The sequence below is a fragment of the Streptomyces sp. NPDC053367 genome (genome assembly GCF_044545925.1).
Classification (GTDB): domain Bacteria; phylum Actinomycetota; class Actinomycetes; order Streptomycetales; family Streptomycetaceae; genus Streptomyces.
In genome coordinates this window covers 317,982-342,616 of the sequence record NZ_JBITYN010000003.1, presented here as the reverse complement: position 1 = coordinate 342,616, position 24,635 = coordinate 317,982, and the positions used below count along the sequence as shown (strand labels likewise).

Annotated in this window: 22 protein-coding genes, 1 tRNA gene and 1 pseudogene; 10 read left to right on the top strand and 14 right to left on the bottom strand. The window is 71.8% G+C overall.

Going from position 1 to position 24,635, the window contains the following annotated elements:
- The first annotated feature begins 82 nt into the window (after positions 1-82).
- On the top strand, positions 83-1,498 hold the full coding sequence (locus ACIGXJ_RS11210; RefSeq protein ID WP_399643144.1) for an FG-GAP repeat protein: 1,416 nt from the start codon (positions 83-85) through the stop codon (positions 1,496-1,498).
- A gap of 16 nt (positions 1,499-1,514) precedes the next feature.
- On the opposite strand, the gene ACIGXJ_RS11205 is transcribed toward ACIGXJ_RS11210, so the two are convergent.
- Positions 1,515-2,444 carry an intradiol ring-cleavage dioxygenase gene (locus ACIGXJ_RS11205; protein ID WP_399643142.1) on the bottom strand — a complete coding sequence of 310 codons (930 nt, stop codon included), beginning with the start codon at positions 2,442-2,444 and terminating at the stop codon, positions 1,515-1,517.
- Positions 2,445-2,569: 125 nt separating this feature from the next.
- Positions 2,570-4,333 (bottom strand): aspartate--tRNA ligase, encoded by a 1,764-nt coding sequence (aspS, locus tag ACIGXJ_RS11200; protein WP_399643140.1) that lies wholly within the window; start codon positions 4,331-4,333, stop codon positions 2,570-2,572.
- Between the two features lie 187 nt (positions 4,334-4,520).
- Between aspS and ACIGXJ_RS11195 the strand changes: the two genes are divergently transcribed.
- Positions 4,521-6,689 (top strand): SpoIIE family protein phosphatase, encoded by a 2,169-nt coding sequence (locus ACIGXJ_RS11195; protein WP_399643137.1) that lies wholly within the window; start codon positions 4,521-4,523, stop codon positions 6,687-6,689.
- On the opposite strand, the gene ACIGXJ_RS11190 is transcribed toward ACIGXJ_RS11195, so the two are convergent.
- The 8 genes from ACIGXJ_RS11190 to ACIGXJ_RS11155 form a co-directional block, all read right to left on the bottom strand.
- Positions 6,638-7,717 (bottom strand): AI-2E family transporter, encoded by a 1,080-nt coding sequence (locus ACIGXJ_RS11190; protein WP_399643135.1) that lies wholly within the window; start codon positions 7,715-7,717, stop codon positions 6,638-6,640. The two genes, ACIGXJ_RS11195 and ACIGXJ_RS11190, sit on opposite strands and share 52 nt — an antisense overlap.
- A 114-nt stretch (positions 7,718-7,831) precedes the next feature.
- Positions 7,832-8,059, bottom strand: a complete 228-nt coding sequence (locus ACIGXJ_RS11185; protein WP_399643133.1) for a hypothetical protein — start codon at positions 8,057-8,059, stop codon at positions 7,832-7,834.
- A 77-nt stretch (positions 8,060-8,136) separates the two neighbouring features.
- Positions 8,137-9,114, bottom strand: a complete 978-nt coding sequence (locus ACIGXJ_RS11180; protein WP_399643132.1) for a pirin family protein — start codon at positions 9,112-9,114, stop codon at positions 8,137-8,139.
- Between the two features lie 112 nt (positions 9,115-9,226).
- Positions 9,227-9,994, bottom strand: coding sequence for a tryptophan 2,3-dioxygenase family protein (locus ACIGXJ_RS11175; RefSeq protein ID WP_399643130.1), 768 nt, complete (start codon positions 9,992-9,994; stop codon positions 9,227-9,229).
- Complete coding sequence (locus ACIGXJ_RS11170; protein ID WP_399643128.1) at positions 9,991-11,166, bottom strand: diiron oxygenase; 1,176 nt, start codon at positions 11,164-11,166, stop codon at positions 9,991-9,993. Before ACIGXJ_RS11170 ends, ACIGXJ_RS11175 begins: the two co-directional genes overlap by 4 nt.
- Positions 11,117-12,379, bottom strand: coding sequence for an aminotransferase class I/II-fold pyridoxal phosphate-dependent enzyme (locus ACIGXJ_RS11165; protein ID WP_399643127.1), 1,263 nt, complete (start codon positions 12,377-12,379; stop codon positions 11,117-11,119). The genes ACIGXJ_RS11170 and ACIGXJ_RS11165 overlap by 50 nt, the downstream gene beginning before the upstream one ends.
- Positions 12,376-13,200, bottom strand: coding sequence for an SDR family NAD(P)-dependent oxidoreductase (locus ACIGXJ_RS11160; protein ID WP_399643125.1), 825 nt, complete (start codon positions 13,198-13,200; stop codon positions 12,376-12,378). Before ACIGXJ_RS11160 ends, ACIGXJ_RS11165 begins: the two co-directional genes overlap by 4 nt.
- Positions 13,201-13,358: 158 nt before the next feature.
- Positions 13,359-13,826, bottom strand: a complete 468-nt coding sequence (locus ACIGXJ_RS11155) for an SseB family protein (RefSeq protein WP_399643123.1) — start codon at positions 13,824-13,826, stop codon at positions 13,359-13,361.
- Positions 13,827-13,977: 151 nt separating this feature from the next.
- Here ACIGXJ_RS11155 and ACIGXJ_RS11150 point away from each other — a divergent pair, with 151 nt between their 5' ends.
- The 3 genes from ACIGXJ_RS11150 to ACIGXJ_RS11140 all read left to right on the top strand — a co-directional run bounded on the left by ACIGXJ_RS11150 (position 13,978) and on the right by ACIGXJ_RS11140 (position 17,529).
- Positions 13,978-15,804: an acyl-CoA dehydrogenase gene (locus ACIGXJ_RS11150; protein WP_399643121.1), complete on the top strand. Its 1,827-nt coding sequence runs from the start codon at positions 13,978-13,980 to the stop codon at positions 15,802-15,804.
- A gap of 87 nt (positions 15,805-15,891) precedes the next feature.
- Complete coding sequence (locus ACIGXJ_RS11145) at positions 15,892-17,184, top strand: M18 family aminopeptidase (protein WP_399643119.1); 1,293 nt, start codon at positions 15,892-15,894, stop codon at positions 17,182-17,184.
- Between the two features lie 87 nt (positions 17,185-17,271).
- Positions 17,272-17,529, top strand: coding sequence for a DUF6458 family protein (locus ACIGXJ_RS11140; RefSeq protein WP_399643692.1), 258 nt, complete (start codon positions 17,272-17,274; stop codon positions 17,527-17,529).
- Position 17,530: 1 nt separating this feature from the next.
- Here the strand turns inward: ACIGXJ_RS11140 and ACIGXJ_RS11135 are convergent, their stop codons facing one another.
- Entirely contained in the window at positions 17,531-17,923 is a 393-nt protein-coding gene (locus ACIGXJ_RS11135) for a cupin domain-containing protein (protein ID WP_399643117.1), read from the bottom strand.
- 52 nt (positions 17,924-17,975) lie between these two features.
- Here ACIGXJ_RS11135 and ACIGXJ_RS11130 point away from each other — a divergent pair.
- Both ACIGXJ_RS11130 and ACIGXJ_RS11125 read left to right on the top strand, forming a co-directional pair.
- Positions 17,976-18,962, top strand: a pseudogene (locus ACIGXJ_RS11130) (GlxA family transcriptional regulator).
- 64 nt (positions 18,963-19,026) lie between these two features.
- A complete protein-coding gene (locus ACIGXJ_RS11125; RefSeq protein WP_399643115.1) occupies positions 19,027-19,518 on the top strand; it encodes an LURP-one-related/scramblase family protein in 492 nt (163 codons plus the stop codon).
- Here the strand turns inward: ACIGXJ_RS11125 and ACIGXJ_RS11120 are convergent.
- Complete coding sequence (locus ACIGXJ_RS11120) at positions 19,515-20,333, bottom strand: carbon-nitrogen family hydrolase (RefSeq protein ID WP_399643113.1); 819 nt, start codon at positions 20,331-20,333, stop codon at positions 19,515-19,517. The two genes, ACIGXJ_RS11125 and ACIGXJ_RS11120, sit on opposite strands and share 4 nt — an antisense overlap.
- Before the next feature lie 185 nt (positions 20,334-20,518).
- Here ACIGXJ_RS11120 and ACIGXJ_RS11115 point away from each other — a divergent pair, with 185 nt between their 5' ends.
- A complete protein-coding gene (locus ACIGXJ_RS11115; RefSeq protein ID WP_399643112.1) occupies positions 20,519-21,343 on the top strand; it encodes a maleylpyruvate isomerase family mycothiol-dependent enzyme in 825 nt (274 codons plus the stop codon).
- Between the two features lie 74 nt (positions 21,344-21,417).
- On the opposite strand, the gene ACIGXJ_RS11110 is transcribed toward ACIGXJ_RS11115, so the two are convergent.
- Together ACIGXJ_RS11110 and ACIGXJ_RS11105 are read right to left on the bottom strand one after the other, a co-directional pair.
- Entirely contained in the window at positions 21,418-22,725 is a 1,308-nt protein-coding gene (locus ACIGXJ_RS11110; protein ID WP_399643110.1) for a nitrate/nitrite transporter, read from the bottom strand.
- Positions 22,722-23,372, bottom strand: coding sequence for a GntR family transcriptional regulator (locus ACIGXJ_RS11105; protein ID WP_399643108.1), 651 nt, complete (start codon positions 23,370-23,372; stop codon positions 22,722-22,724). Before ACIGXJ_RS11105 ends, ACIGXJ_RS11110 begins: the two co-directional genes overlap by 4 nt.
- 185 nt (positions 23,373-23,557) lie before the next feature.
- Between ACIGXJ_RS11105 and ACIGXJ_RS11100 the strand changes: the two genes are divergently transcribed.
- Both ACIGXJ_RS11100 and ACIGXJ_RS11095 read left to right on the top strand, forming a co-directional pair.
- On the top strand, positions 23,558-24,454 hold the full coding sequence (locus ACIGXJ_RS11100; RefSeq protein WP_399643106.1) for a D-alanyl-D-alanine carboxypeptidase family protein: 897 nt from the start codon (positions 23,558-23,560) through the stop codon (positions 24,452-24,454).
- Between the two features lie 108 nt (positions 24,455-24,562).
- Positions 24,563-24,634: transfer RNA gene (locus tag ACIGXJ_RS11095), tRNA-Gly, on the top strand.
- Position 24,635: the final 1 nt, after the last annotated feature.

Sequence of the window (24,635 nt, the reverse complement as noted above, 5' to 3'; positions counted from 1 at the left end):
CGGGCGTCGTGAAGAGGCGTACAACCAACTGAAGCCGTGACATGTCCCCTTTTCCACAAGCGCGTTGGGGAAGGGGACAGACATGGGCAGATGGGGGGCGGCCGCAGTCGTGGCCGCCGGACTGATCGCGGGGACACTGGCCCCGGCCGGCCCCGCCGCGGCCGTCCACGGTGCCGCGCCGGGGGACTTCGACGGTGACGGCTACCGGGACGTGGTGCTGCCGATTCCGGGCGCGGACGTCGACGGGCACCTGCGGGCGGGCGCGGTCGTCGTCCTGTACGGCTCCGCGAACGGCGTGACGACCCGGAGCCGGCGTCAGGTCGTCACCGAGGACTCGCCCGGTGTTCCGGGACAGGTCGGCGCCTACGACCGGTTCGGCACCTCCACGGCCACCGCGGACCTGAACCGGGACGGCTACGCCGACCTGGTCGTCGGCACGCCGTTCGAGGGCGGCGGCGGCACGGTCCGGGTGCTCTGGGGCGGCCGGAGCGGCCTGGGCAAGGGCAGCTACCTGCCGATCGTCGCGGACGGCGGCGACAACCACGGCCTGGACGTGGCGGCGGCCGGGGCGGGGCCCGGCGACCGGACCAAGGTCCTGGTCGGCGGATCGGAGCACACCACCGTCTACAAGGGCCCGTTCAGCAGCACCGGCAACGCCTTCGCCTCGGCCTACCAGATCAGGTGGAACGGCGTCGTAGGGTCGGTGGCGCTCGGCGACTTCGACCGCAACGGCACTCCCGACCAGGTGTACTTCGGCCCCCGGCGGGCCGATGTGACGGGCAGCGACATCGTGCTGGTCGAGGACGGCTTCACGGGCGGCCGGGAGACCCTGCAGTGGGGCAACGGGCTCATCGCCGCGACCGGTGACGTCGACGGCGACGGCTACCCCGACCTGGTGGTCGGCGACCCGCTGACGCCGGTGACCCCGGGCGTCGACGGCGAGCTCGGCGGGCGGGTACTGGTCTGGCGCGGCTCGGCGGGCGGCCTCGACCCCTACGCAAGGCCCGAGGTGATCACCCAGGACACCGAGGGCGTGCCCGGCACCAGCGAGAAGCAGGACGCCTTCGGGGCCGCCCTCGCGGTGGCCGACCTCGACCGGGACGGCGCCGCCGAGATCGTCGTCGGGGCGCCGTACGAGGCCGTCGGCACGGTCCGGCGTGCCGGCATGGTCACCGTGATCCCCGGCCGCCGCTCGGGCCCGCTCGGCGCCGGCGGGTACTCCTTCCACCAGGACAGCTCCGGCATCCCCAGCGTCAACGAGACCCGCGACTGCTTCGGTACGACGGTGTCGGCCGGGGACGTGGACGGGGACCGCAGGCCCGAGCTGTTCATCGGCGCGGCCTGCGAGAACCACTACAACGGCGCGGTGTTCATGCTGCCCGGCGGCACCAGGCGGCCCACCGGCACCGACAGCCGCGTCTTCACCCTGGACTCCCTCGGCATGCCCCAGGGCTACGAGGGCTGGCTGGGCGGCAACGGGCTGTTCTGGGTCATCTGACCGGACCGCGGCCGGCTCAGGTGCCGGTGTGCGTGGCCCCGGGGTCGACGCCCACCGTGATCGAGCCGACCACGCCCTTGGCGATGTTCTTCCTGCCGTACGTCAGCTTGAGGAGCCCGCCGGCGGTGCCGCTCCCGTCGTAGATGGTGTCCTCGGTGAGCGTGGTGCGTTCCGTCGTCGAGGTGGAGTACGGCGCCACCTCGGCGACGGCCAGCACGGCCTCCTCGGCGAAGAAGAACTGTCCGGTGTGGCAGGTCGTGCCGCCCTCGTAGCCGGCCTCGGTCCACTTGCCGCCGACGTGCACCTTGGTGTGGATGTGGACGCAGCGGCCCCGATACCAGCCGGGGAAGATCGTCCGGAAGGTGACGTGGCCGCTGCTGTCGGTGCGCCAGGTGCCGCGCAGATAGCGCTCGTCGTCGGTGGGTTCCTCGTGGATGCCGCCGCCGGTACCGCCGCCCGGGCCGCCGGAGGGGGCTCCGGACGGGGGCTCGCCCGTCGGGGCGCCCGACGGCAGGTCGGTGGGCGCGCCGGAGGGCATGCCCGTGGGCGGCGTACCGCCACCGCCGCCCCCGCCGCCTCCGGTCGACAGGCTCTCGTAGCCGGAGTAGATGCCCAGGGCGTCGCAGTGCCAGATGTCGACGGCCGCGTCACGCAGCGGCCGGCAGGTCTCGGCGTCGATCACCCTGAGCCGCAGGACCAGCGGGACGCCGTCCTTGTCCTCGGTGATGTCCTGGCGGAGCTTGTCGGCGTCGATGTAGTAGGGGCCTTCGGTGGTCTCGGAGGTGAGCCGGTAGCAGGACTCGGCGCTCGGCGTGCTCTTGTCCTCGTCGGCGAACGCGCCGGCGGCCAGCGTGCCGCCCACGCCGGCCGCGGCGACGGCGCCCGCCCCCGCCACGAGGACGTTGCGGCGGGTCAGGCTCTTCTTGTGCGCAGGTGTTCCCGTCATGGCAAGCGACGGTAGGGACGCTCCCTGTCAGGAACATGAGCGCGAGCTGGGAGCCCGCCAGGAAGCGCGAAGGCGCCCCGGACCGGGAGGGTCCGGGGCGCCTCGGCAGCGGTTGCTGCTCGGCCTTACTTCGGCTGCGGCTTGCGCACCGACAGGTGCAGTTCCTTCAGCCGCGCCTCGTCCAGCTCGGTCGGCGCGCCCATCATCAGGTCCTGGGCGTTGCCGTTGAGCGGGAAGGCGATGGTCTCGCGGATGTTGGGCTCGTCGGCCAGCAGCATCACGATGCGGTCGACGCCGGGAGCGATGCCGCCGTGCGGCGGGGCGCCGAAGCGGAAGGCGCGCAGCATGCCGGCGAACTGCTCCTCGACGGTGTCGCGGTCGTAGCCCGCGATCTCGAAGGCCTTGAGCATGATCTCGGGCTCGTGGTTCCGGATGGCGCCGGAGGACAGCTCGACGCCGTTGCAGACGATGTCGTACTGCCAGCCGAGGATGTCCAGCGGGTCCTGGGTCTCCAGGGCCTCCAGACCGCCCTGCGGCATGGAGAAGGGGTTGTGCGAGAAGTCGATCTTCCCGGTGTCCTCGTCCTTCTCGTACATCGGGAAGTCGACGATCCAGCAGAACCGGAAGACGCCCTCCTCGAAGTGCCCGGCCCGCTTGGCGGCCTCGACCCGGACCGCGCCCATGATCTTCGAGACCTCGTCGAACTCGCCCGCGCCGAAGAACACGGCGTGGCCGGGGGCCAGGGAGAGGCGCTTGGTCAGCTCGGCGACGTTGTCCTCGGTGAGGAACTTGGCGATCGGGCCGGACAGCGAACCGTCCTCGGCCACCCGCACCCAGGCCAGGCCCTTCGCGCCCTGGGAGACGGCGAAGTCACCGAGCTGGTCGAAGAACTTGCGGGGCTGCGCGGAGACGTCCGGCACCGGCAGCGCACGCACGTGCTTGCCGGCGAACGCCTTGAACTCCGAGCCCTCGAAGACGTCGGTGATGTCGACGAGCTCCAGCTTGGCGCGCAGGTCGGGCTTGTCGGAGCCGTACTTCAGCATCGCCTCGCGGAACGGGATCCGCGGGAACGGCGAGGTGACGTGGCGGCCGCCGCCGAACTCCTCGAACAGCTCGGTCATCAGCTTCTCGACGGGCTGGAAGATGTCCTCCTGCTCGACGAAGCTCATCTCGATGTCGAGCTGGTAGAACTCGCCGGGCGAGCGGTCGGCGCGGGCGTCCTCGTCGCGGAAGCAGGGCGCGATCTGGAAGTAGCGGTCGAAGCCGGAGATCATCAGCAGCTGCTTGAACTGCTGCGGCGCCTGCGGGAGGGCGTAGAACTTGCCCGGGTTCAGACGGGAGGGGACGACGAAGTCGCGGGCGCCCTCGGGGGAGGTCGCGGACAGGATCGGCGTCGCCATCTCGTTGAAGCCGAGGGCCGTCATCTTGTGACGGATCGCGGAGATCACGGCCGTGCGCAGCATGATGTTCTTGTGCATGCGCTCGCGGCGCAGGTCGAGGAAGCGGTACTCCAGGCGCCGCTCCTCGTTGACCCCGTCCTCGGTGTTGATCGTGAACGGCAGCGGGGCGGCGGCGCCCAGCAGCTCGACCTCGCCGACCTCGACCTCGATCTCACCGGTGGGCAGCTCGGGGTTGATGTTCTCGGCGCCGCGGGAGACGACCTTGCCGTCGATGCGGAGGGTCGACTCCTTGGAGATCTTGTCCAGCGCCTCGTAGGCCGGGGTGCCGGGACGGGCGACGAGCTGCGTGATGCCGTAGTGGTCGCGCAGATCGATGAAGAGGATGCCGCCCAGGTCGCGCCGATTGTGCAGCCAGCCACTCAGCCGGACGTCGGTGCCGACGTCAGAGGCGCGGAGCTCGCCGCAGGTGTGGGACCTGTACCGATGCATCGTCGTTCATCCAGTCTTCGCGGATCGGGGTCTGTGTTCCAGGTTGTTTCACGTGAAACACCCCCAGCGTACCGGGCAGCCATGCGTCGCCTCCCCTTCATTGCGGGCGGGGCTTCGCGCGGGGGCTCCGCGCGGCCGGGGCACCCTTCGGTGGCAGGATGCGAACACCCTTTCTTAAAGTGGGGCAATGCGCACTGGTGAGCCCCTGCCCCTGCCCGCCGTGGAGCAGGTCCTCGCCACTCTCGCGACCGGCCTGTGGCACTGGGACACGTCGACGAGTCTGGTCAGGGTGGACGCCGAGGCGGCCCGGCTGCTCGGGCTGCCCGCCGAGGAGACCACCCTTCACGAGTCCCAGGTGCGGGCCCGGCTGCATCCGGTGGACTGGAACGAGATCACCGGGGTGGTGCAGCTGGCGGTCGCCGAGTCGACCCTCGCCGAGGTCCGCATCCGGATCATGGACGAGCAGGGCCGGATCGTCCGGGTGGTACGCAGCCGCTCCAAGCCGTCCTTCGACCCGCACAAACGGGCCTACGAGCTGATCGGCACCCTCCAGGAGGTCACCGAGCCCGTGCCGGGCACTCCGGCGGACCGGCGCACGGTCACCGGCGACTGGCGGCGCTCGCGGGAGGCGTTCCTGCTGGACGCGGGCCGGGCGCTGGCCGAGGCGCGGTCCACGGCGGAGGTGCTGCGGGTGGCGGCCGGGCTCTCGATGCCGGGGTTCTCGCCGGACGGGCTCGCGGTGTTCGGGGTGTCGGGCGACCGGCTGACGATCATCGGCCATCACGGGCACCGGCCCGGCGACGAGGGCCCCTTCGCCCAGATGTCGATGAACACCGCCTATCCGGCCGCGGACGTGGCCCGCACCGGGCGGGCCGTGTATCTGCCCTCCCCGGAGGAGTACGCCCGCCGCTATCCGCTGACGTGGCCGCTGGCGCAGCAGTTCGGCCGGCAGTCGTGGGCGTTCCTGCCGCTGACGGTCGCCGGGCGCACGATCGGGGCCTGGATGGCCGCCTTCACCTATCCGGTGGCGTTCACCCCGGACGAGCGCTCGGTGCTGACGACGGTCGCCCGGATGCTGGCGCAGGCCCTGTCCCGTGCCGGGACGGCGGAGTCGGAGCGGGAGCTCACCGACGGCCTCCAGCGCTCGATGCTGCCCTCGCTGGGCCCCGAGATCCCGGGCATGTCGGTCGCGGCCCGCTACATCCCGACCGGCGGCGGCCTCCAGGTCGGCGGCGACTGGTACGACCTCATCCCGCTGCCCAACGGCAGGTTCGCCCTGGTCATCGGGGATGTGCAGGGGCACGACGTACGGGCGGCGGGGCTGATGGGCCAGCTGCGGATAGCCCTGCGGGCGTACGCCTCGGAGGGGCACCGGCCCGATGCCGTGCTCTCGCGTGCGTCCCGTTTTCTGCACGGCATCGCCGACGACGGTGCCGACCTGCGCTTCGCGACCTGTCTGTACGTCGAGGTCGACCCGGAGACCGGTGTGGTGGAGGCGGCCCGGGCGGGGCACCTGGACCCGGTGATCCGGATGCCGGACGGCACGGTGCTGCTGCGGGACACCGCGGGCGGGCTGCCGCTGGGCATCGACCCGGACACCGACTACCCGACCACCCGGCTGGCACTGGAGCCGGGCGAGGTCATGATGATCTGCACCGACGGTCTGATGGAGACCGGCGGCCACGACCTGGACACCGGCTGGACCCGCATCCGCCGGACCCTGGAGCGGCACGACGGCGACCTGGAGGAGCTGGCCGACGCGCTGGTGCAGGCCGTGCACGGGCCGTCCTCGCACCACACGACCGGGCCGCTGGCCGACCGCCGCGAGGACGACATCGCGTTCCTGCTGCTGTGCCGCAGGGGCGAGGGCTGCGGCTGCGGCGACTCCCTCGCCGTGCGGCCCCCTGTGCGGCGCACGATGCTGACCGTCGCGCAGGCCGAGCCGGAGCGGATCGCGGTGGCCCGCCGGCATCTGCGGGAGCTGCTGCACGACTGGGCGTCCCAGGACCAGCTGGACTCGGCCGTGCTTCTCGTGTCGGAGATGCTCACCAACGTCCTGGTGCACACCGACGCCGACGCGCTGCTGGTCGCCCAGGTCACCGGGGAGGGCTCCGGGCGGCGCCTGCGCGTGGAGGTCTCCGACACCAGCGACGACCTGCCGCACCGGCGCCACCCCGGGGAGCTGGCCTCCTCCGGGCGCGGCCTGGTGCTGATCGAGCTGCTCGCGGACGAGTGGGGGGTCGCGCCGCGGGGCGAGGGCAAGAGCATCTGGTTCGAGCTGTGCGAGGGCGAGGACGCGACGCTCTACGACGGTGACGGCCCGGCCGGTCCTGCGGACGGGCCGCCCGGCGTGTAGCGGGCGCGCAGCTCGCTCACCACCCCGAAGGCCGCGGCCGTGACCGGCACGGCGAGCAGCATGCCGAGGACACCGGCGACGGAGGCGCCCGCGGTGATGGCGACCATGACGACCGCGGGGTGCATCTGCACGGTCCGGCTCTGGATCACCGGCTGGAGCACATGCCCCTCCAGCACCTGCACGGCGAGCACCACGCCGACCGTCCACAGCGCGATCACGAACCCCCGGTCGGCGAGCGCCACGAGCACCGCGACCGCGCCGGAGAGGAAGGCCCCGAGATAGGGGATGTAGGCGCCGACGAAGACCAGCGCCCCGAGCCCGACCGCGCCCGGCACGTCGAGGATCAGCAGCCCCACGGTGATGCAGACGGCATCGATGAACGCGATCAGGGTGGTGCCCCGCATGAACCCCTCGACGGCGCGGAAGGCGCGGCGCGCCATGGCCTCCAGGGTGTCGCCGGTGCCGCGCGGGGCGAGCGCGCGCAGGGTGCCGGCGGCCTTGTCGGAGTCGCGCAGGAAGAAGAAGACCAGCAGCAGGGCGAGTACGGCCATGGCGATGCTCTCGCCGACGACGCTGACCCCGCTGATCACACCGGAGGCGGCGGTGCTGCCGAACTTCGACGCCAGCTCGCGGGCGTTGGAGGCGAGGTCGTCGAGGGAGGTCCCGGCCGCCCCGAAGTGGTCGGCGACCGTCTCGGCGGCGTCCTTGAGGGAGGCGACGATCTGGTCCCCGCTGTCGATGAGCGCGGCGACGACGATGTACACGGCCCCGCCGACCACGCACACCACGGCCACGCAGGTCAGGGCGGCCGCCAGCGACCGGTGCACCCGCGCTCCGACCAGCCGCCGGTGGAAGGGCCCGAGCAGGGCGGTGCCGAGCAGTGCGAGCAGCACGGGTACCACCGCCGTACGGAACACGGCGCACAGCCGCACCGCGACCCAGCCCACGCCGGCGAGGAGCAGGAGAACGGCGCACCAGGCGGCGAGGCGGCGGACGGGGCGGGGGAGCAGCGGGGCGGAGTCCTGCACCCCTCCAGCGGACCACGCCCGCCGCGGGCGGGCCCGCCCGGACGGCCGGGCGGGTGACGGGTCGTCAGGGTGCTGCGACGGGGCACGCGAGCGCGGACGCCGGGGTCAGCGGCGCTAGCGGGCCGCCCGGTTCCTGGGGTGGTCGCGGGCGGTGCGCTCGTTGCCGAACTTGTACGAGCCGGTCCAGCGGGCCATCACGAGCTGGGCGTCGCCGGCGCCGGCCTCGTCGAGGAAGCGGACGGCGCGCTCGCCCCGCAGGGTGGCGGCGCGGCGGCCGCGGTGGGTGATGACGACGCTTCCGTCGCCGTGGGCGGTGTAGGTGAAACCGGAGGGGGCCGGCATGGATGCTCCTCGGGGCAGGTGTCGCCCCACATCCTGGACCGGCCCCGGCCCGGACCGCCCCCGGTTTTCTCCGGGTGTCAGGCCTGCGGGCCGCTCGCGTCCATGCCGTGGACGGCCGGGATCGTGCCGAGGCGGCCCTTCTGGAAGTCCTCGAAGGCCTGCATCAGCTCGTCCTTGGTGTTCATGACGAACGGGCCGTAGTGGGCCATGGGCTCCCGGATGGGCTGTCCGCCGAGGAGGACGACCTCCAGGTCCGGGGTGTGGGAGTCCTGCCTCTCGTCCGCGCGGACGGTCAGCGAGGAGCCGGTGCCGAACACGGCGGTCTGGCCGACCTGGACGGGACGCCGCTCGGCGCCGACCGAGCCCCTGCCCGCGAGCACGTACGCCAGGCCGTTGAAGTCCTCGCGCCACGGCAGGGTGACCTCCGCGCCGGGTGCCACCGTCGCGTGGATCATCGTGATCGGGGTGTGGGTGATGCCCGGACCGGCGTGTCCGTCCAGCTCACCGGCGATGACGCGGAGCAGCGCGCCGCCGTCGGGGGTCGTCAGCAGCTGGACGTTGCCGCCGCGGATGTCCTGGTAGCGCGGGGGCATCATCTTGTCCTTGGCCGGCAGGTTCACCCACAGCTGGAGGCCGTGGAAAAGGCCGCCCGAGACGACCAGGTGCTCCGGCGGCGCCTCGATGTGCAGCAGGCCGGCGCCCGCCGTCATCCACTGGGTGTCGCCGTTGGTGATGGTGCCGCCACCGCCGTTGGAGTCCTGGTGGTCGAAGATCCCGTCGATGATGTAGGTGACGGTCTCGAAGCCCCGGTGGGGATGCCAGGGGGTGCCCTTGGGCTCGCCCGGCGCGTACTCCACCTCACCCATCTGGTCCATCATGATGAACGGGTCCAGATAGCGGTAGTTGATCCCGGCGAACGCTCGGCGCACCGGGAAGCCCTCGCCCTCGAAACCGCTCGGCGCGGTCGTGACAGCGAGCACGGGACGTGCCACGGCGTCGGCGGGCGCGGTCACGCGGGGCAGCGTCAGCGGGTTCTCGACGGTCACTGCAGGCATGTCGGTACCTCCTTGTGCTCCGATTTTAGTTGACGGTTGAACTTTCTGCCACCCGCAACGCGAAAAACCCGGAGGGCATTCCCTCCGGGCTTCCCACGCACCAGCGGCTCACTCAGTCCCACGCCTCCCACAGCTCAGGGAAGAACCGGTGGGCGGCCCGGGCCCGCAGATAGGGCGACCCGCTGCTGCCACCCGTCCCCCGCGCGGCGCCGAGCTGCCGCTCGACCACGCGGACGTGCCGATCCCGCCACAGCGACCAGCCCCGGTCGTACTCCAGCAGCGCCACCGCCAGCTCACCCGCCGCGGTGCCGCCCCGCCCGATCCGGTCGTACGTCCGCCTGCGCTCGGCGCGGTTGCCGCAGGCCAGGCCCTGCGCAGCCAGCGCGGCGAGGAAGGCGTCCCACAGCGACGGCTCCAGCAGCCTGCGGTCCAGCCGGGCCCGCTCGGCGGGGGTCAGCCAGGCGCCGAGGCCGACCGGGGCCACGTCGGTGCGGCCGGAGAGCGCCTCGATCTCGTGGAACTGCGCCGACTGCGCCCCGCTGGCCGTGCCGAGCGCGCCCCGGAACACCCGGAAGTCGACCGGCGCCATCGTGTCCAGCACCTCCAGCGCCGCCAGCAGCGCGGCCTCGATCTCCCGGCAGCGCCGTAGCCGCAGCACGGGGACCGCGGTCTCCCCCGCCAGCATCCGGTCGCGGGCGTCGGTCAGCTCGGCGAGCAGCAGCTTGAACCACAGCTCGTGCACCTGGTGCACGGCGATGAACAGCGGCTCGTCGTGCGCCGCGCCACCCGCGCGCGGGGCCTGCTGGGCGAGCAGCGCGGGCAGGCGCAGGTACTCGGCGTAGGTGAGGGTGTCCGCAGCGGTCAGGGGCGTGTTGTTCATGAGCGCTCCAGGGGTCCGGCGCCGCTTCCGTCGTCGTCGAGGTGTCCGGCGCCGTATCGGTCGCCGATGGGTCCGGCGGCGCGTCCGGTGCCGCTTCCGTCGCCGGCGCGTCCGGTGCCGCTTCCGTCGCCGGCGCGTCCGGTGCCGCTTCCGTCGCCGGCGCGTCCGGTGCCGCTTCCGTCTCCGAGGTATACGGCGCCGCTTCCGTCTCCGATGGGTCCGGTGCCGCTTCCGTCTCCGAGGCCGTGGGCCGCGAAGTGGGCGCGGATGCCGGGGAGTTCGAAGACGCCTGTCGCGGCGCACAGCCGCAGCAGGGCGCGGGCCATCTCGTTGAGCCGTCGCTCCCCCGGCCCGTCCGCGTAGGTGTCGGCCACCACCTGCCGGGCCGTGTCCGCGTCCAGCCCCGCCAGCCGCAGGGAGGCGTGCACAGGGCCGAGGTCCCAGGTCAGGGCGGCCCGGATCAGCGCGGGCAGGGCACGGGCGGCGTCCGCCTGCTCGGCCGGGGTCAGGCGTACCCACAGCTCCTTGAAGAACAGGGAGAAGAAGCGATGGTGGCGTCCCTCGTCGCGGGCGTGGTCGCGCAGCAGGTCGCGGACCGGGGCGGCGACCGTCTCGTCGGCCGGCACCTCGTTCAGCACGGCCGTGATCAGGGTCTCGAACACCACGGCCTGGAGGAGTTCCGCGAGGCGGGGTGCCTGCGGGAGCTGGGCCCGTCCCGTCTCCCGCAGCCGCTCCACGAAGCCGCCGTAGTCCCAGCCGGGGACGGCGATGCCGGTCACGGCCGCGATCTGGCCGGCGAGGTCGAGGCTGTAGAGGGCGTGGTAGCCCTCGTCGCAGTAGACCTTGAAGGCGTCCAGGCGCAGTGCGGCCGGCAGGTCCAGGCCCGCGCGGCCGTTGGCGACCGGCTCGGCGGCCGCGTTGACCACCCGGGTCTCCAGATGGGTGGTGGACAGCAGGAACTGGTACAGGTGCCGGACCGTCAACTCCCGTATCCGCTCCGGCGGAAGCGCCCGTACCGCCTCATGGGTGGCGTACGGCACGAGGGCGGCCGGGAAGAGGACCTTGCCGCGCTCGGCGTCCTCGTGGAACATCCGGCGCACCCCGGTGCGCACGCCGGCCTGCTCATACCAGCGGTCGAGCGGTCCCGGCGGTGTGCTGTCGTCGCTCCGCACGGCGGCCTCCTCTCCCGTCCAGGAACCGGCCGAGCCGGGTCAGGGCCTCCGCGACGACGGCCGCGTCGAGCGAGTGGCAGATGCGGAACCAGCCGGGGCGCGGGGCGTGGAAGGCCTCGCCCGGCAGGATGCTGACGCGGGTGCCGTCGAGGATGTCCCGCCACAGGGCGCGCTCGCCCCCGAAGCCGGAGCCCGGCGGCAGCCACGCCCCGAGGTCGGCCCAGACGGAACAGCCCGCCCCGGCCGGGGCGTACGGGATGCCGTACGCGGTGAGCAGCGCGGCGGCCCGCTCGTACGAGGCCCCGAGGCGCCGGCGGTTCTCGGCGAGGAACGCGTCGACCCGCGCGGGCTCGGCGAGCAGGTCGGCGAGGACGGCCTGGGTGTGGGTGGACACGGGCGCGAAGTAGGCGAGCGCGCGGGCGGCCTCGCGCACCCGGGGGTCCGGTGTGTGCAGCACGCCCGCCTTGAGCCCGGACAGCCCGAAGTCCTTGGCGAAGCCCCACACGGTGTGCACGCGCGGCCCGTCGATCTCACGCAGAGCGGTGAAGGTGCCCTCGAACACCGACCCGGCGTAGATCTCGTCGGCGATCACGTCGACGCCGGACTCGGCCGCGACGGCGGCCAGTTCACGCAGGAGGGCAGCGCAATGGACGCTCCCCGTGGGATTGCCGGGCGAGGCGAGCGCGACGGCCCTTACGGCCGTCCCAGACCGCCGCGCCTGCTGAAGCACCCGCCGCACACCCTCGGGCCACAGCCCGTACCCGTCGGCCGGGTCCGGTGGCGCGGGCAGCAGCCGGGCGCCCGAGCGTCCCGCGAGGTCGGTGTCGAAGGCCCCGTAGTACGGCGTCGGTACGACGATCCCATCCCCGGGGTCGCACAGCACGCTCGCGATCACGTCCAGCGCGGCCGTCGCCCCGGCCACGACGACCAGGTCCTCGGCGTCGGCGCCCCGGCCGAGATGCCCGGCGACCCGCTCCCGCAGCCCGGCGCCGCCGTACAGGGGCGCGTAGCGGGTGGTGGCCTCGGTGAGGGGCGGGGTCCGGTGCGCGCTGTGCAGGTCGGCGAGCAGCCGGTTCTCGGCGGTACCGAGGTTGAGCCACCCGTCGGGCCGCAGCCGGGGGTGGTACGGGCGGGCCTCCGCCCGGAAGTGGGCCTCGGCGATCGCGGGGGTGTCGGCCAGCAGCCGGGCCGCCTGCCGCGAGACGCGCCTCATCGGGGGGCTCCGGCGGGCGCGTGGTCGAGGACACCGGGGCCGGTCAGCAGGCCGGGGTGGGCGCCCAGACCCATGGACGCGTCGATCACCGCGCCGTGCAGGACGCCGGAGTCGGCTCCGGCGAGCCACCAGACCAGTTCGGCGACCTCGTCGGGGCGGATGAGGCGCCCGCGGGGGAGGGCGGCCTCGACGGCGGCCCGGCGTTCGGGGCTCAGACCGGCGAGGGTGCTGGCCTCGAACATGGGCGTCCCGACGGCACCGGGGCAGACGGCGACGACGTCCACGCAGGCGTGCGCGAGTTCGGCGGCCAGATGCCGGGTGAGGTAGGCCAGCGCGGCCTTGCTCATGCCGTCCGCGATCCGGAAGCCCGGGAAGGGCGCCACACCGCCGCCGACACTGGAGACGTTGACGACCTTGCCGCGGCCGCGCGCCAGCATGCCCGGCAGCACCTGCTGCACGAGCCACAGCGGGCCCACCGCGTTGATCTGGAGGAACGCCGCGTCCCTGACGTGGTCGGGGCCGGGGACGTAGGACTCGACGGTCTTGGAACCGACCGCCGCGTTGTTGACGAGGACGTCTACCGGGCCCGGCAGCTCGCGCAGGAGCCGTTCGTGGTCGTCCCACTCGCCCTGCCGGAAGGCGAAGGCCCGCACGGGGTGCGGGCTGCTGCGGGCCAGGCGGGCGACCAGCTCGGCCGCGCGGTCGTGACCCGAGTGATAGGTGAACCAGACGTGGTCGCCGGCCCTCGCGAACCGCTCCACGCATGCCCGGCCGATACCCGCCGAGCCTCCGGTGATCAGTATGTTCCGTGCTGCCGCCATGCGGGCCCCCAGGGGATGGTGCCGTGGACGCGGACACTTCACGGGGAAATGTAGAGAACCTGTGAAGGAATATGCCCCGGGCGCCCCTGGGAGGTGAATGACTACATGAAGTCGGCCACCGAACGGCCGGATCCAGCCGCCCGGTCATCCGGAGGCGGTCAGCCGTACATCCTGCGCATCGCGAATTCGACCATCTGTTCGACGGCCTTCGCGTCGAAGACGATCCGGTGCTCGCCCTCCATGTCCAGGACGAAGCCGTAGCCGGTCGGCAGCAGGTCGATCACCTCGGCGCCGGTGATGACGAAGTACTTGGACTCCTTGCCCGCGTACCGGCGCAGCTCCTTCAGCGAGGTGAACATCGGGATCACCGGCTGCTGGGTGTTGTGCAGGGCGAGGAACCCGGGGTTGTCGCCGCGCGGGCAGTACACCTTGGAGGTCGCGAAGACCTGCTGGAAGTCCTCGGCCGCCAGCTGGCCGGTGGTGAAGGCGCGCACCGCGTCCGCGAGCGAGGGCGGGGACGGCTCGGGGTACAGCGGCGGCTGCTGCCCGTATCCCCCGGACATCGGCTGCTGGGGAGCGGCGTACTGCTGCTGAGCACCACCGACGTTCTGGTCGTAGCCGTACATGCCAGAAAGAGTAACCAGTCACAGATGGCCGGTTCGGGGTTGCGTCTTATTACTGGCGGGTAGCATCATCGTAGCTACTTGTTGGTACGTGAACCAGCGCGAGGATCCAGTGCCTCGCCGATCTCTCTACTCTCGCTACGGAGCCGTCGCCATGGGGCACTACAAGTCGAATCTCCGCGACATCGAGTTCAATCTCTTCGAGGTACTCGGGCGCGACAAGGTGTACGGCACCGGACCGTTCGAGGAGATGGACGTCGAGACCGCCAGGAGCATCCTCGAGGAGATGACCCGCCTCTCCGAGAACGAGCTGGCCGAGTCCTTCGCGGACGCCGACCGCAACCCGCCGGTCTTCGACCCGGAGACGAACACCGCCCCGGTCCCCGCGTCCTTCAAGAAGAGCTACCAGGCCTTCATGGACTCCGAGTACTGGCGCCTCGGCCTGCCCGAGGAGATCGGCGGCACCACCTCGCCGCGCTCCCTGATCTGGGCCTACGCCGAGCTGATCCTGGGCGCCAACCCGGCCGTGTGGATGTACTCCTCGGGCCCGGCGTTCGCCGGCATCCTCTTCGAGGAGGGCAACGAGGTCCAGAAGCACATCGCCAAGATCGCCACCGAGAAGCAGTGGGGCTCCACCATGGTCCTCACCGAGCCGGACGCCGGCTCGGACGTGGGCGCCGGCCGCACCAAGGCCGTGCAGCAGGAGGACGGCTCCTGGCACATCGAGGGCGTGAAGCGCTTCATCACCTCCGGTGAGCACGACATGTCGGAGAACATCCTCCACTACGTGCTCGCGCGCCCCGAGGGTGCCGGTCCCGGCACCAAGGGCCTGTCCCTCTTCCTCGTCCCGAAGTACCTCTTCGACTTCGAGACCGGCGAGCTGGGCGAGCGCAACGGCGTCTACGCCACCAACGTCGAGCACAAGATGGGCCTGAAGGCCTCCAACACGTGCGAGATGACCTTCGGCGACCAGCACCCCGCCAAGGGCTGGCTGATCGGCGACAAGCACGACGGCATCCGCCAGATGTTCCGCATCATCGAGTTCGCCCGCATGATGGTCGGCACGAAGGCGATCTCCACCCTCTCCACGGGCTACCTCAACGCCCTGGAGTACGCCAAGGAGCGCGTCCAGGGCCCGGACCTGGCCAACTTCATGGACAAGACCGCGCCCAAGGTCACCGTCACCCACCACCCCGACGTGCGCCGCTCGCTGATGACGCAGAAGGCGTACGCGGAGGGCATGCGCGCCCTCGTCCTCTACACCGCCTCGATCCAGGACGCGATCCAGGTCAAGGAGGCGAACGGCGAGGACGCCTCCGCGGAGATCGCGCTGAACGACCTGCTCCTGCCGATCGTCAAGGGCTACGGCTCCGAGAAGGGCTACGAGCAGCTCGCCCAGTCGCTGCAGACCTTCGGCGGCTCCGGCTTCCTTCAGGAGTACCCGATCGAGCAGTACATCCGGGACTCCAAGATCGACACCCTCTACGAGGGCACCACGGCCATCCAGGGCCAGGACTTCTTCTTCCGGAAGATCGTCCGCAACCAGGGCGCGGCCCTGAACTCCCTGGCCGAGGACATCAAGAAGTTCCTGGCGCTCGGCACCGGCGGCGAGGAACTGGCCGGCGCCCGGGAGCAGCTGGCGAAGGCCGCCGTCGAGCTGGAGGCCATCGTCGGCCTGATGCTCACCGACCTCGCCGCCACCGAGCAGGACGTCAAGAACATCTACAAGGTGGGCCTGAACACCACCCGCCTGCTGATGGCCTCCGGTGACGTCGTCGTCGGCTACCTGCTGCTCAAGGGCGCCGCGGTCGCCGCCGAGAAGCTGCCGACGGCCTCCGCCAAGGACAAGGCCTTCTACGCGGGCAAGATCGCCGCGGCGCGGTTCTTCGCGGCCAACGTCCTGCCCGGTGTGACCCTCGCCCGCAAGGTCTCGGAGAACGTCGGACTGGACCTGATGGAGCTCGACGAGGCCGCGTTCTAGTCGACCCCGAGGCGCACCCGAAACCCTCACGAGGGCCCGCTCCCCAACTAGGGGAGCGGGCCCTCGTACGTCGTTAAGGTGAACCCCATGAGCGAACCCCCACGCAGCGATCGCGGACACACCGACGACCTCATGTCCTTCCTGACGGCGAGCCCCACGCCGTACCACGCCGTGGCGACCGCGGCCGAACGGCTGGAGAAGGCCGGTTTCCGCCAGGTCGCGGAGACGGACGCCTGGGACGGCACGCACGGCGGCAGGTACGTGACGCGCGGCGGCGCCATCGTGGCCTGGTACGTCCCCGAGGGCGCGGCGGCCCACACGCCGTTCCGGATCGTCGGTGCGCACACCGACTCGCCCAACCTGCGGGTGAAGCCGCAGCCGGACACCGGGGCGCACGGCTGGCGCCAGGTGGCCGTGGAGATCTACGGCGGGCCGCTGCTCAACTCATGGCTGGACCGGGACCTGGGCCTGGCGGGCCGGCTGACCCTGCGGGACGGCTCGACCCGCCTGGTGAACGTCGACCGCCCGCTGCTGAGGGTGCCCCAGCTCGCCATCCACCTGGACCGCTCGGTGTCCTCGGAGGGGCTCAAGCTCGACAAGCAACGGCATCTGCAGCCCGTGTGGGGGCTCGGCGACGAGGTGCGCGGCGGCGACCTGATCGCCTTCCTGGAGGAGGAGTCCGGCGTCCCGGCCGGCGAGGTCACCGGCTGGGACCTGATGACCCACTCCGTGGAGGCGCCCGCCTACCTCGGCCGCGACCGCGAGCTGGTGGCCGGCCCGCGCATGGACAACCTGCTGTCCGTGCACGCCGCCGTGGCCGCGCTGACCACCGTCGCCGGGCAGGACCTGCCGTACATCCCCGTCCTGGCCGCCTTCGACCACGAGGAGAACGGCTCCCAGTCCGACACCGGCGCCGACGGCCCGCTGCTCGGCAGCGTCCTGGAGCGCTCGGTGTTCGCGCGCGGCGGCTCGTACGAGGACCGGGCCAGGGCGTTCGCGGGCACGGTCTGCCTGTCCTCCGACACGGGCCACGCCGTGCACCCCAACTACGCCGAGCGGCACGACCCGACGCACCACCCGCGGATCAACGGCGGTCCCATCCTCAAGGTCAACGTCAACAACCGGTACGCCACGGACGGTTCGGGGCGGGCGGTCTTCGCGGCGGCCTGCGAGAAGGCGGGCGTGCCCTTCCAGTCGTTCGTCTCGCACAACTCCATGCCCTGCGGCACCACGATCGGCCCGATCACCGCCGCCCGGCACGGCATCCGCACGGTCGACATCGGCGTCGCGATCCTGTCGATGCACAGCGTCCGTGAACTGTGCGGGGTCCAGGACCCGTTGCTGCTGACCCGCTCTCTGACGGCGTTCCTCGAAGGCTGATCAGCCCCTCCCGGGTGTCCGACGGGAGGGTCCGGGGTACCCGGACCCTCCGAGCACAACGACATCCCTATGAGGGGGGCAGCTCTGATGGGCCTGGGCGGATGCATCATCCTCATCGCCGTGGGAGCCATCCTCACGTTCGCGACCGACTGGGACATGGAGGGGGTCAACCTCGACCTCGTCGGTCTCATTCTCATGATCGTGGGCCTGATCGGCGTCACCACGTTCAGCAGCATCGCCCGCCGCCGGCGGGTGGTCGTCCCTCCGGCCACGCCCGTGGTCGACGACGACGTACACCACCATCACCACCACCGCGACGGCTACAGCGACGGCTACGGCGTCTGAGTCAGGCGAGCGCGTGACCGGTCGTCGCGTCCACATGGGACGGGACGGCCTCGTGCCGGTCGCCGACGGTGGAGGTCCCGGTGGGCTCCAGCAGCAGGATCTCGGTGGGCACGGGCGCGTACGGCTTGTGCTCCGTGCCGCGCGGGACGGTGAAGACGGAGCCCCGGGGCAGCACGACGGTGCGCTCGCCGGCGGGTTCGCGCAGGGCGATGTGCAGCTCGCCGCCGAGGACGAGGAAGAACTCGTCGGTGTCGTCGTGGGCGTGCCACAGGTGCTCGCCCTCGACCTTGGCGACGCGCACGTCGTAGTCGTTGACGGTGGTGACGATGCGCGGGCTCCACTGCCGGGAGAAGGAGGCGAGCGCGGCGGCCAGGGAAACGGGTTCGTCGGTCATGTGCCGATGCTCGCCGGTGGTGCCCGTCGGCCGCGAGTGCTAGGAATCGCACATGCCGCAAGATTCCTCTCACCCGCACCGGGTCGTCCTGGTCGTCGACGACAACTCCAACCCCTTCGAGATGAGCTGCGCCATCGAGATCTTCGGCCTGGACCGTCCGGAACTGGGCCGACGGCTGTACGACTTCCGCCTGTGCGCGGCGGACTCCCGTACGCGGATGAGGGACGGGTTCTTCACCCTGACCGGGGTCGCCGGCCTGGAGGCGGCCGAGGACGCGGACACGTTGATCGTGCCGAACCGGCCGGACACGGATGTGCCGCGCGCCCCTGAGGTACTGGACGTGATCAGGCGGGCCCACGCACGCGGGGCCCGCCTGATCGGCTTCTGCTCGGGCGCGTTCACGCTGGCGGAGGCGGGCCTGCTGGACGGCCGGCGTGCGGCCTGCCACTGGATGTAGGCCGACTCCTTCCGGGCCCGCTTCCCGCGGGTGCTGCTGGAGCCCGACGTGCTGTTCGTGGACGACGGCGACATCCTCACGGCCTCCGGCAGCGCCTCGGCCCTCGACCTGGGCCTGCACGTCGTACGCCGTGACCACGGCGCCGAGATCGCGGGCCATGTGTCCCGCCGCCTGGTCTTCGCCGCCCACCGCGACGGCGGTCAGCGCCAGTTCGTGGAGCGCCCGCTGCCGGAGGTACGCGACGAGTCCCTGGCCCCGCTGCTGGCCTGGGCGCAGGAACGCCTCGGTGAGCGCCTCACCGTCGCCGACCTGGCCGCCCGCGCGGCGGTCTCCCCGGCCACCCTCCACCGCCGCTTCCAGTCCCAGCTGGGCACGACCCCGCTGGCCTGGCTCACCGCCGAACGCGTCGACCTCGCCCGCCGCCTGATCGAACGGGGCGAGACCCGCCTCGACGTGGTGGCCCGCCACAGCGGCCTCGGCACCGCCGCCAGCCTCCGCACCCACCTGCGCCGCGAAACGGGCCTGAGCCCTTCGGCGTACCGGCGGCGGTTCGGGGTGCCCGCGGAGAGTGCCTCGGGCTGAGGGGACGTCACTCCGTCGGCCCACGTGTCGCGTCGGTCGGCGAGCGGCGGGGAACCGGTCTGGCATGAGATTCCTGGTGCGTGACCGGCTGCTCGGATTCGGTGAGGACTACTGGATCGAGGACGAGCGCGGACAAAAGGTGTACCTCGTCGACGGCAAGGCGATGCGGGTACGGGACACCTTCGAGTTGAAGGACCCGCAGGGGCGGGTGCTGGTGGACATCCGGCAGAAGATGTTCGCCCTGCGGGACACGATGGTGATCGAGCGGGAGGACCAACCGCTCGCCACCGTCCGGCGCAAGCGGCTGTCGCTGCTGCGCAACCACTACCGGGTGACCCTGGTCGACGGCACGGAGCTCGACGTCAGCGGGAAGATCGCCGACCGGGAGTTCGCCATCGAGTACGACGGTGAGCTGCTGGCCGTGGTGTCGCGGCGGTGGCTGCACGTGCGGGACACCTACGGCCTGGACGTCGTACGGGAGGACGCGGACCCGGCGCTGCTGATCGCGGTGACGGTGTGTGTGATCCAGCTGTCGGAGAAGGAGCGGGAGGACTAACCTCTGGGCGCCTTCAGGCCCAGCACCCTGTCCTTCAGCGCCGGGAACCGGTCCCTCGTCGCCGTGACCTCGGCCGGGTCGAACTCCACCGTGAGGATCTCCTCGTCCGCCCCGGCCCGGGCCAGCACCTCGCCCCAGGGATCGACCACGATCGAGTGACCCGCCTGGGGAACTCCGGCGTGCGTACCGGCCGTTCCACACGCGAGGACGAACGACTGGTTCTCCACCGCCCGCGCCTGAGCCAGCAGCGTCCAGTGGGCCCGCCGCCGCTCCGGCCAGCCGGCGGGCACGACCAGGGTCTCGGCGCCGGCGTCGACGAGACCGCGGAAGAGTTCGGGGAAACGGAGGTCGTAACAGGTCGCCAGGCCCAGGGTGGTGTGCGGCAGACGGGCCGTCACCAGTTCGGTGCCCGCGCCCATCAGCACCGCCTCGCCCTTGTCGAAGCCGAAGCGGTGGATCTTGCGGTAGGCGGCGACGAGGTCGCCGGAGGGGGAGAAGACGAGGGAGGTGTTGTACAGGGGCCCTTCACCCGCGGCGGAGCCGCTGTCGGATGGCGTGCGCTCGGGGATCGAACCGGCGTGCAGCCAGACGCCCGCGTCGCTCGCCGCCTTGGCCATCGCCTCGTACGTCGGGCCCTCCAGCGGCTCCGCCTCGCGCCCGAACTCCTCGTAGGCGAACGCCCCGGTGGTCCACAGCTCGGGCAGGACGACCAGGTCGGAGCCCGACTGCTCACGGACCAGCGCGGCCGCGCGCCGTCTGCGGGAGGCGACCGATTCGCCCTCGTCTACGGCGATCTGGATCAGAGAGGCGCGCACACTACCACCGTCCTGGCGTTCGGGCCGTCGACACCGGCCTACGATCGTCACACGAAAGCACTGCCGGGGTGCCTCGGAGCAGCGTAACTTAGCGTCCCAAGACACCCGCCGACAGCTGCCGCCACCTCCCACTGGCAACGCCGCCACCACCTGACCGTGCACCGACCGCCGAGGGGTCCCGTTCCGTGAGTCTGCATCCCACCCTCCAGCCCTACGCCGACGCCTGGACCCACTCCATCGACGCGATATCCGAGCTGGTGCAGCAGCTGGTGGAGGCCGACTGGAACCGTCGCACGCCGTGCCCGGGCTGGTCCGTGCGCGATGTCGTCTCGCACCTCATCGGCCTGGACAACGAGATGCTCGGCGACCCGCGGCCCATCCACACGCTGCCGCGCGACCTGTTCCACGTCACCAACGACCACCAGCGCTACATGGAGATGCAGGTCGACGTCCGCCGCCACCACACGGCGCCGGAGATGACGGCCGAGCTGGAGTACACGGTCATCCGCCGCAACCGCCAGCTGCGCAACGAGTCCCGGGACCCCGGCACCAAGGTCCGCGGCCCGCTCGGCGCCGAGCTGACGCTGGAGGAGGCCATGCGCAACCACGCCTTCGAGATGTGGGTGCACGAGCAGGACCTGCGCACCGCCCTCGGCCGGCCCGGCAACCTCGACTCCCCGGGCGCGTCCGTCGTCCGGGACGTCCTGCTGGACGCCCTGCCCGAGGTCGTCGCCGCCCGCGCGAACGCCCCGCGCAGCTCCGCGGTCGTCTTCGACGTCCACGGGCCCGTGGAGTTCCTGCGCACCATCCGCATCGACATCCAGGGCCGCGGCTCACTGGAGACCGTGCCCGCCCTCGGCCCCGCCGCGTCGTTCACCCTGGACTGGGAGACGTTCGTCCGGCTGGCCTGCGGCCGGGTGTCGCCGGAGTCGGTGGCGGACCGGGTCAAGGCGGAGGGGGACCCGGAGCTGACGGCGGCGATCCTGCGGAACTTCACGGTGACACGCTGAGGGTGCCGGAGTCTGGGGGCGGAGCCCCCAGGCACGGGGCCCCAGGCACGGGCCCCACGGGCGCAGCAGCGCCTTCACACGGGGACGTGCACGGAGGCGACCCGGCTGGCGACCAGCCGCTCCCGCTCCCGCAGGGCCGCGCGCCGGCGCAGCCGCAGTATCTGACCGACGCCGAGCGCCTGGAGGAAGAACACCACCGAGAAGGCGATCCGGTAGTCGTCCCCCGTCGCGTCCAGCAGCACGCCCACCAGGAACAGGGTCGTCATCGAGGCGACGAACCCGCCCATGTTGGTGATCCCGGAGGCGGTGCCCTGCCGCTCGGGCGGATTGGCCGGCCGCGCGAAGTCGAACCCGATCATCGACGCCGGCCCGCACGCCCCGAGCACCGCGCACAGCACGACCAGCAGCCACATCGGCGCGTGCGGCCCCGGCCAGTACAGGGTCACCGCCCACAGCACGGCCGTCGCCCCCACGCTCCCCAGCGCCAGCGGCAGCCGCGCCCCGTGGTGCCGGGCGACGATCTGGCCGTAGACGAGCCCCACGGCCATGTTGGACAGCACGACGAGGGTCAGCAGCGATCCGGCCGTCCCCCGTGACAGACCCTGCGCCTCGACCAGGAACGGCAGCCCCCACAGCAGCAGGAACACCATCGCCGGGAACTGCGTGGTGAAGTGCACCCACAATCCCAGCCGGGTGCCCGGCTCGCGCCAGGACGCGGCGATCTGGCGGCGGACGTAGGCGGCGCCCCGGTGCTCGACGGGCTCGGGCTCATGGCCCTCGGGGTGGTCCTGGAGGAACAGCAGCAACAGCACGAACACGACCGCACCGGCCAGCGCGCTGCCGGCGAACGCGGCCGTCCAGCCGACGCCGTGCAGCAGCCGGGCCAGGACCAGCGTGGAGACGAGGTTGCCCGCCATGCCGACCAGGCCCGCGAGCTGGGCGATCAGCGGCCCGCGCCGGGCGGGGAACCAGCGCGTGCCGAGCCGCAGCACGCTGATGAAGGTCATCGCGTCGCCGCAGCCGAGCAGCGCGCGCGAGGCGAGGGCCATGCCGTAGGAGGGGGAGAAGGCGAAGCCGAGCTGGCCGAGGGTAAACAGGACGACGCCCAGGCCGAGCACCTTCTTGGTGCCGAGCCGGTCGACGAGCAGGCCGACGGGTATCTGCATGCCGGCGTAGACCAGCAGCTGGAGGATCGAGAACGTCGAAAGGGCCGAGGCGTTCACGTCGAAGCGGTCGGCCGCGTCGAGGCCGGCGACCCCCAGCGACGTACGGAAGATGACGGCGACGAAGTAGACGGAGACGCCGATGCCCCAGACGGCGGCGGCGCGGCGGCCGCCAGGGGGGTCACCCGGCAGGGTCGCCGAAGCCGGGGCCGGGCTCACCGCACCTCACCCCGGGCCAGGTGCGAGAACCAGCCGACGTGCCGGTGGACGAGGGCGACGGCCTCCTCGGCGTCGCCGGTGCGCAGCGCGTCGAGGATCTCCTGGTGCTCGGTGATGTTCTTGGCGATGCGGTCGGGGTGCGAGTGCATCACGGCGACGCCCATCCGCAGCTGGCGGTCGCGCAGCTGGTCGTAGAGGCGGGAGAGGATCTCGTTGCCGCCGCTGCGGACGATCTCGGCGTGGAAGCAGCGGTCGGTGACGGCGACGGCGGCCAGATCACCGGCGGCGGCCTCCCGCTTCTGCCGCTCCAGCAGCTCCTCCAGACGCTGGACGAGCCCGGCCGGGGCGGGGACCGCCTTGCGGGCCGCGTGCTCCTCGACCAGCAGCCGGGTCTCGACGACGTCCGCGATCTCCTGCGCGGAGACGGGCAGGACCAGGGCGCCCTTCTTCGGGTAGAGCTTCAGCAGCCCCTCGACCTCGAGCCGCAGCAGCGCCTCGCGCACCGGTGTGCGCGAGACCCCGACGGCCTCGGCGAGCTCGCCCTCGGTGAGGAGCGTGCCGCCCTCGTAGCGGCGGTCGAGTACACCCTGCTTGACGTGGCTGTAGACGCGTTCGGCGGCGGGAGGTTGCTTCACGGCCATGGTCATGCCGACAGGATAGATACAACACGTACGCATGCGGAGGGTCGTCCACGATACGGGCGGGTGATCCGGCCAAAGGCGCGCGCAACCATTCCCCGGTCTCGTGAGTCTCCCTTGTGCGGCCCTGTTGCCCCCTCTCAACTCGGCTGCAACAAAAGGGACTTAACCAACCATTCGGGGTAATCCTCTTGATGACTAGCATTTCGGGCGCCCGGATCCGCAAGGCGATCACGGTCGGACTGACGACCGGCGCCATGCTCACCGCCGGCGCGGTCGCCGCCGCCCCCGCACAGGCGCTCACCGTGCCGACGGTGTACGCCAAGGGCGCCTACGTCAGCGACGGAAGCGGCAGAACGCTCTACACCAAGAGCGCGGACGTCAAGCGCTCCACCGGCTCCACCACCAAGATCATGACCGCGAAGGTCGTGCTCTCGCAGCCGAACCTCAACCTGGACGCCAAGGTCACGATCCAGAAGGCGTACAGCGACTACGTGGTGTCGCGCAACGCCTCGCAGGCGCACCTCATCGTCGGCGACAAGGTCACCGTCCGTCAGCTGCTCTACGGGCTGATGCTGCCCTCGGGCTGCGACGCCGCCTACGCGCTGGCCGACAAGTTCGGCACGGGCACCACGCGTGCCGCGCGCGTGAGCTCGTTCATCTCCAAGATGAACACCACGGCGAAGAACCTCGGCATGACGAACACGCACTTCGACTCGTTCGACGGCATCAGCAACGGCTCCAACTACTCGACGCCGCGCGACCTCACCAAGCTCGCCCGCAGCGCGATGGCGGGCTACACGTTCCGCTCGATCGTCAAGACCAAGTCGTACACGGCCAAGACGATCACCAGCACGGGCACCGTCCGCACGATGGCCCCCTGGACCAACACCAACCCGCTGCTCAGCTCCTACAGCGGCGCGACCGGCGTGAAGACCGGCTCCGGCCCCGAGGCCGGCTACTGCCTCGCCTTCTCCGCCACCCGCAACGGCAAGACCGTCTACGGCGTCGTCCTGGCCTCCACCAACGCCACGACCCGCCAGCAGGACGCGACGAAGCTGCTCAACTACGGCTTCGCGAAGCAGGCCTGACGCACATCGCAGTACCCCAGGCAGGGCCCGTCGTGTTCCCCACGGCGGGCCCTGCCCGTGCGAAATCCGTTTGTACGACCGGCAGTCGGCCCCTACGGTCGATCCCATCGACGTGTAGCTCAGCAGCAGAGCACCGGGCTTCCTACCCGGAGGGCGCGGGGGCAGCACCCGCCACGTCGGC

Excerpts from the sequence above, each read along its gene's own strand:
- ACIGXJ_RS11210 (WP_399643144.1), top strand. The coding sequence starts at position 83 with ATGGGCAGATGGGGGGCGGCCGCAGTCGTGGCCGCCGGACTGATCGCG.
- ACIGXJ_RS11205 (WP_399643142.1), bottom strand. The coding sequence starts at position 2,444 with ATGACGGGAACACCTGCGCACAAGAAGAGCCTGACCCGCCGCAACGTC.
- aspS (WP_399643140.1), bottom strand. The coding sequence starts at position 4,333 with ATGCATCGGTACAGGTCCCACACCTGCGGCGAGCTCCGCGCCTCTGAC.
- ACIGXJ_RS11195 (WP_399643137.1), top strand. The coding sequence starts at position 4,521 with ATGCGCACTGGTGAGCCCCTGCCCCTGCCCGCCGTGGAGCAGGTCCTC.
- ACIGXJ_RS11185 (WP_399643133.1), bottom strand. The coding sequence starts at position 8,059 with ATGCCGGCCCCCTCCGGTTTCACCTACACCGCCCACGGCGACGGAAGC.
- ACIGXJ_RS11180 (WP_399643132.1), bottom strand. The coding sequence starts at position 9,114 with ATGCCTGCAGTGACCGTCGAGAACCCGCTGACGCTGCCCCGCGTGACC.
- ACIGXJ_RS11175 (WP_399643130.1), bottom strand. The coding sequence starts at position 9,994 with ATGAACAACACGCCCCTGACCGCTGCGGACACCCTCACCTACGCCGAG.
- ACIGXJ_RS11165 (WP_399643127.1), bottom strand. The coding sequence starts at position 12,379 with ATGAGGCGCGTCTCGCGGCAGGCGGCCCGGCTGCTGGCCGACACCCCC.
- ACIGXJ_RS11160 (WP_399643125.1), bottom strand. The coding sequence starts at position 13,200 with ATGGCGGCAGCACGGAACATACTGATCACCGGAGGCTCGGCGGGTATC.
- ACIGXJ_RS11155 (WP_399643123.1), bottom strand. The coding sequence starts at position 13,826 with ATGTACGGCTACGACCAGAACGTCGGTGGTGCTCAGCAGCAGTACGCC.
- ACIGXJ_RS11150 (WP_399643121.1), top strand. The coding sequence starts at position 13,978 with ATGGGGCACTACAAGTCGAATCTCCGCGACATCGAGTTCAATCTCTTC.
- ACIGXJ_RS11145 (WP_399643119.1), top strand. The coding sequence starts at position 15,892 with ATGAGCGAACCCCCACGCAGCGATCGCGGACACACCGACGACCTCATG.
- ACIGXJ_RS11140 (WP_399643692.1), top strand. The coding sequence starts at position 17,272 with ATGGGCCTGGGCGGATGCATCATCCTCATCGCCGTGGGAGCCATCCTC.
- ACIGXJ_RS11135 (WP_399643117.1), bottom strand. The coding sequence starts at position 17,923 with ATGACCGACGAACCCGTTTCCCTGGCCGCCGCGCTCGCCTCCTTCTCC.
- ACIGXJ_RS11125 (WP_399643115.1), top strand. The coding sequence starts at position 19,027 with ATGAGATTCCTGGTGCGTGACCGGCTGCTCGGATTCGGTGAGGACTAC.
- ACIGXJ_RS11105 (WP_399643108.1), bottom strand. The coding sequence starts at position 23,372 with ATGACCATGGCCGTGAAGCAACCTCCCGCCGCCGAACGCGTCTACAGC.
- ACIGXJ_RS11100 (WP_399643106.1), top strand. The coding sequence starts at position 23,558 with ATGACTAGCATTTCGGGCGCCCGGATCCGCAAGGCGATCACGGTCGGA.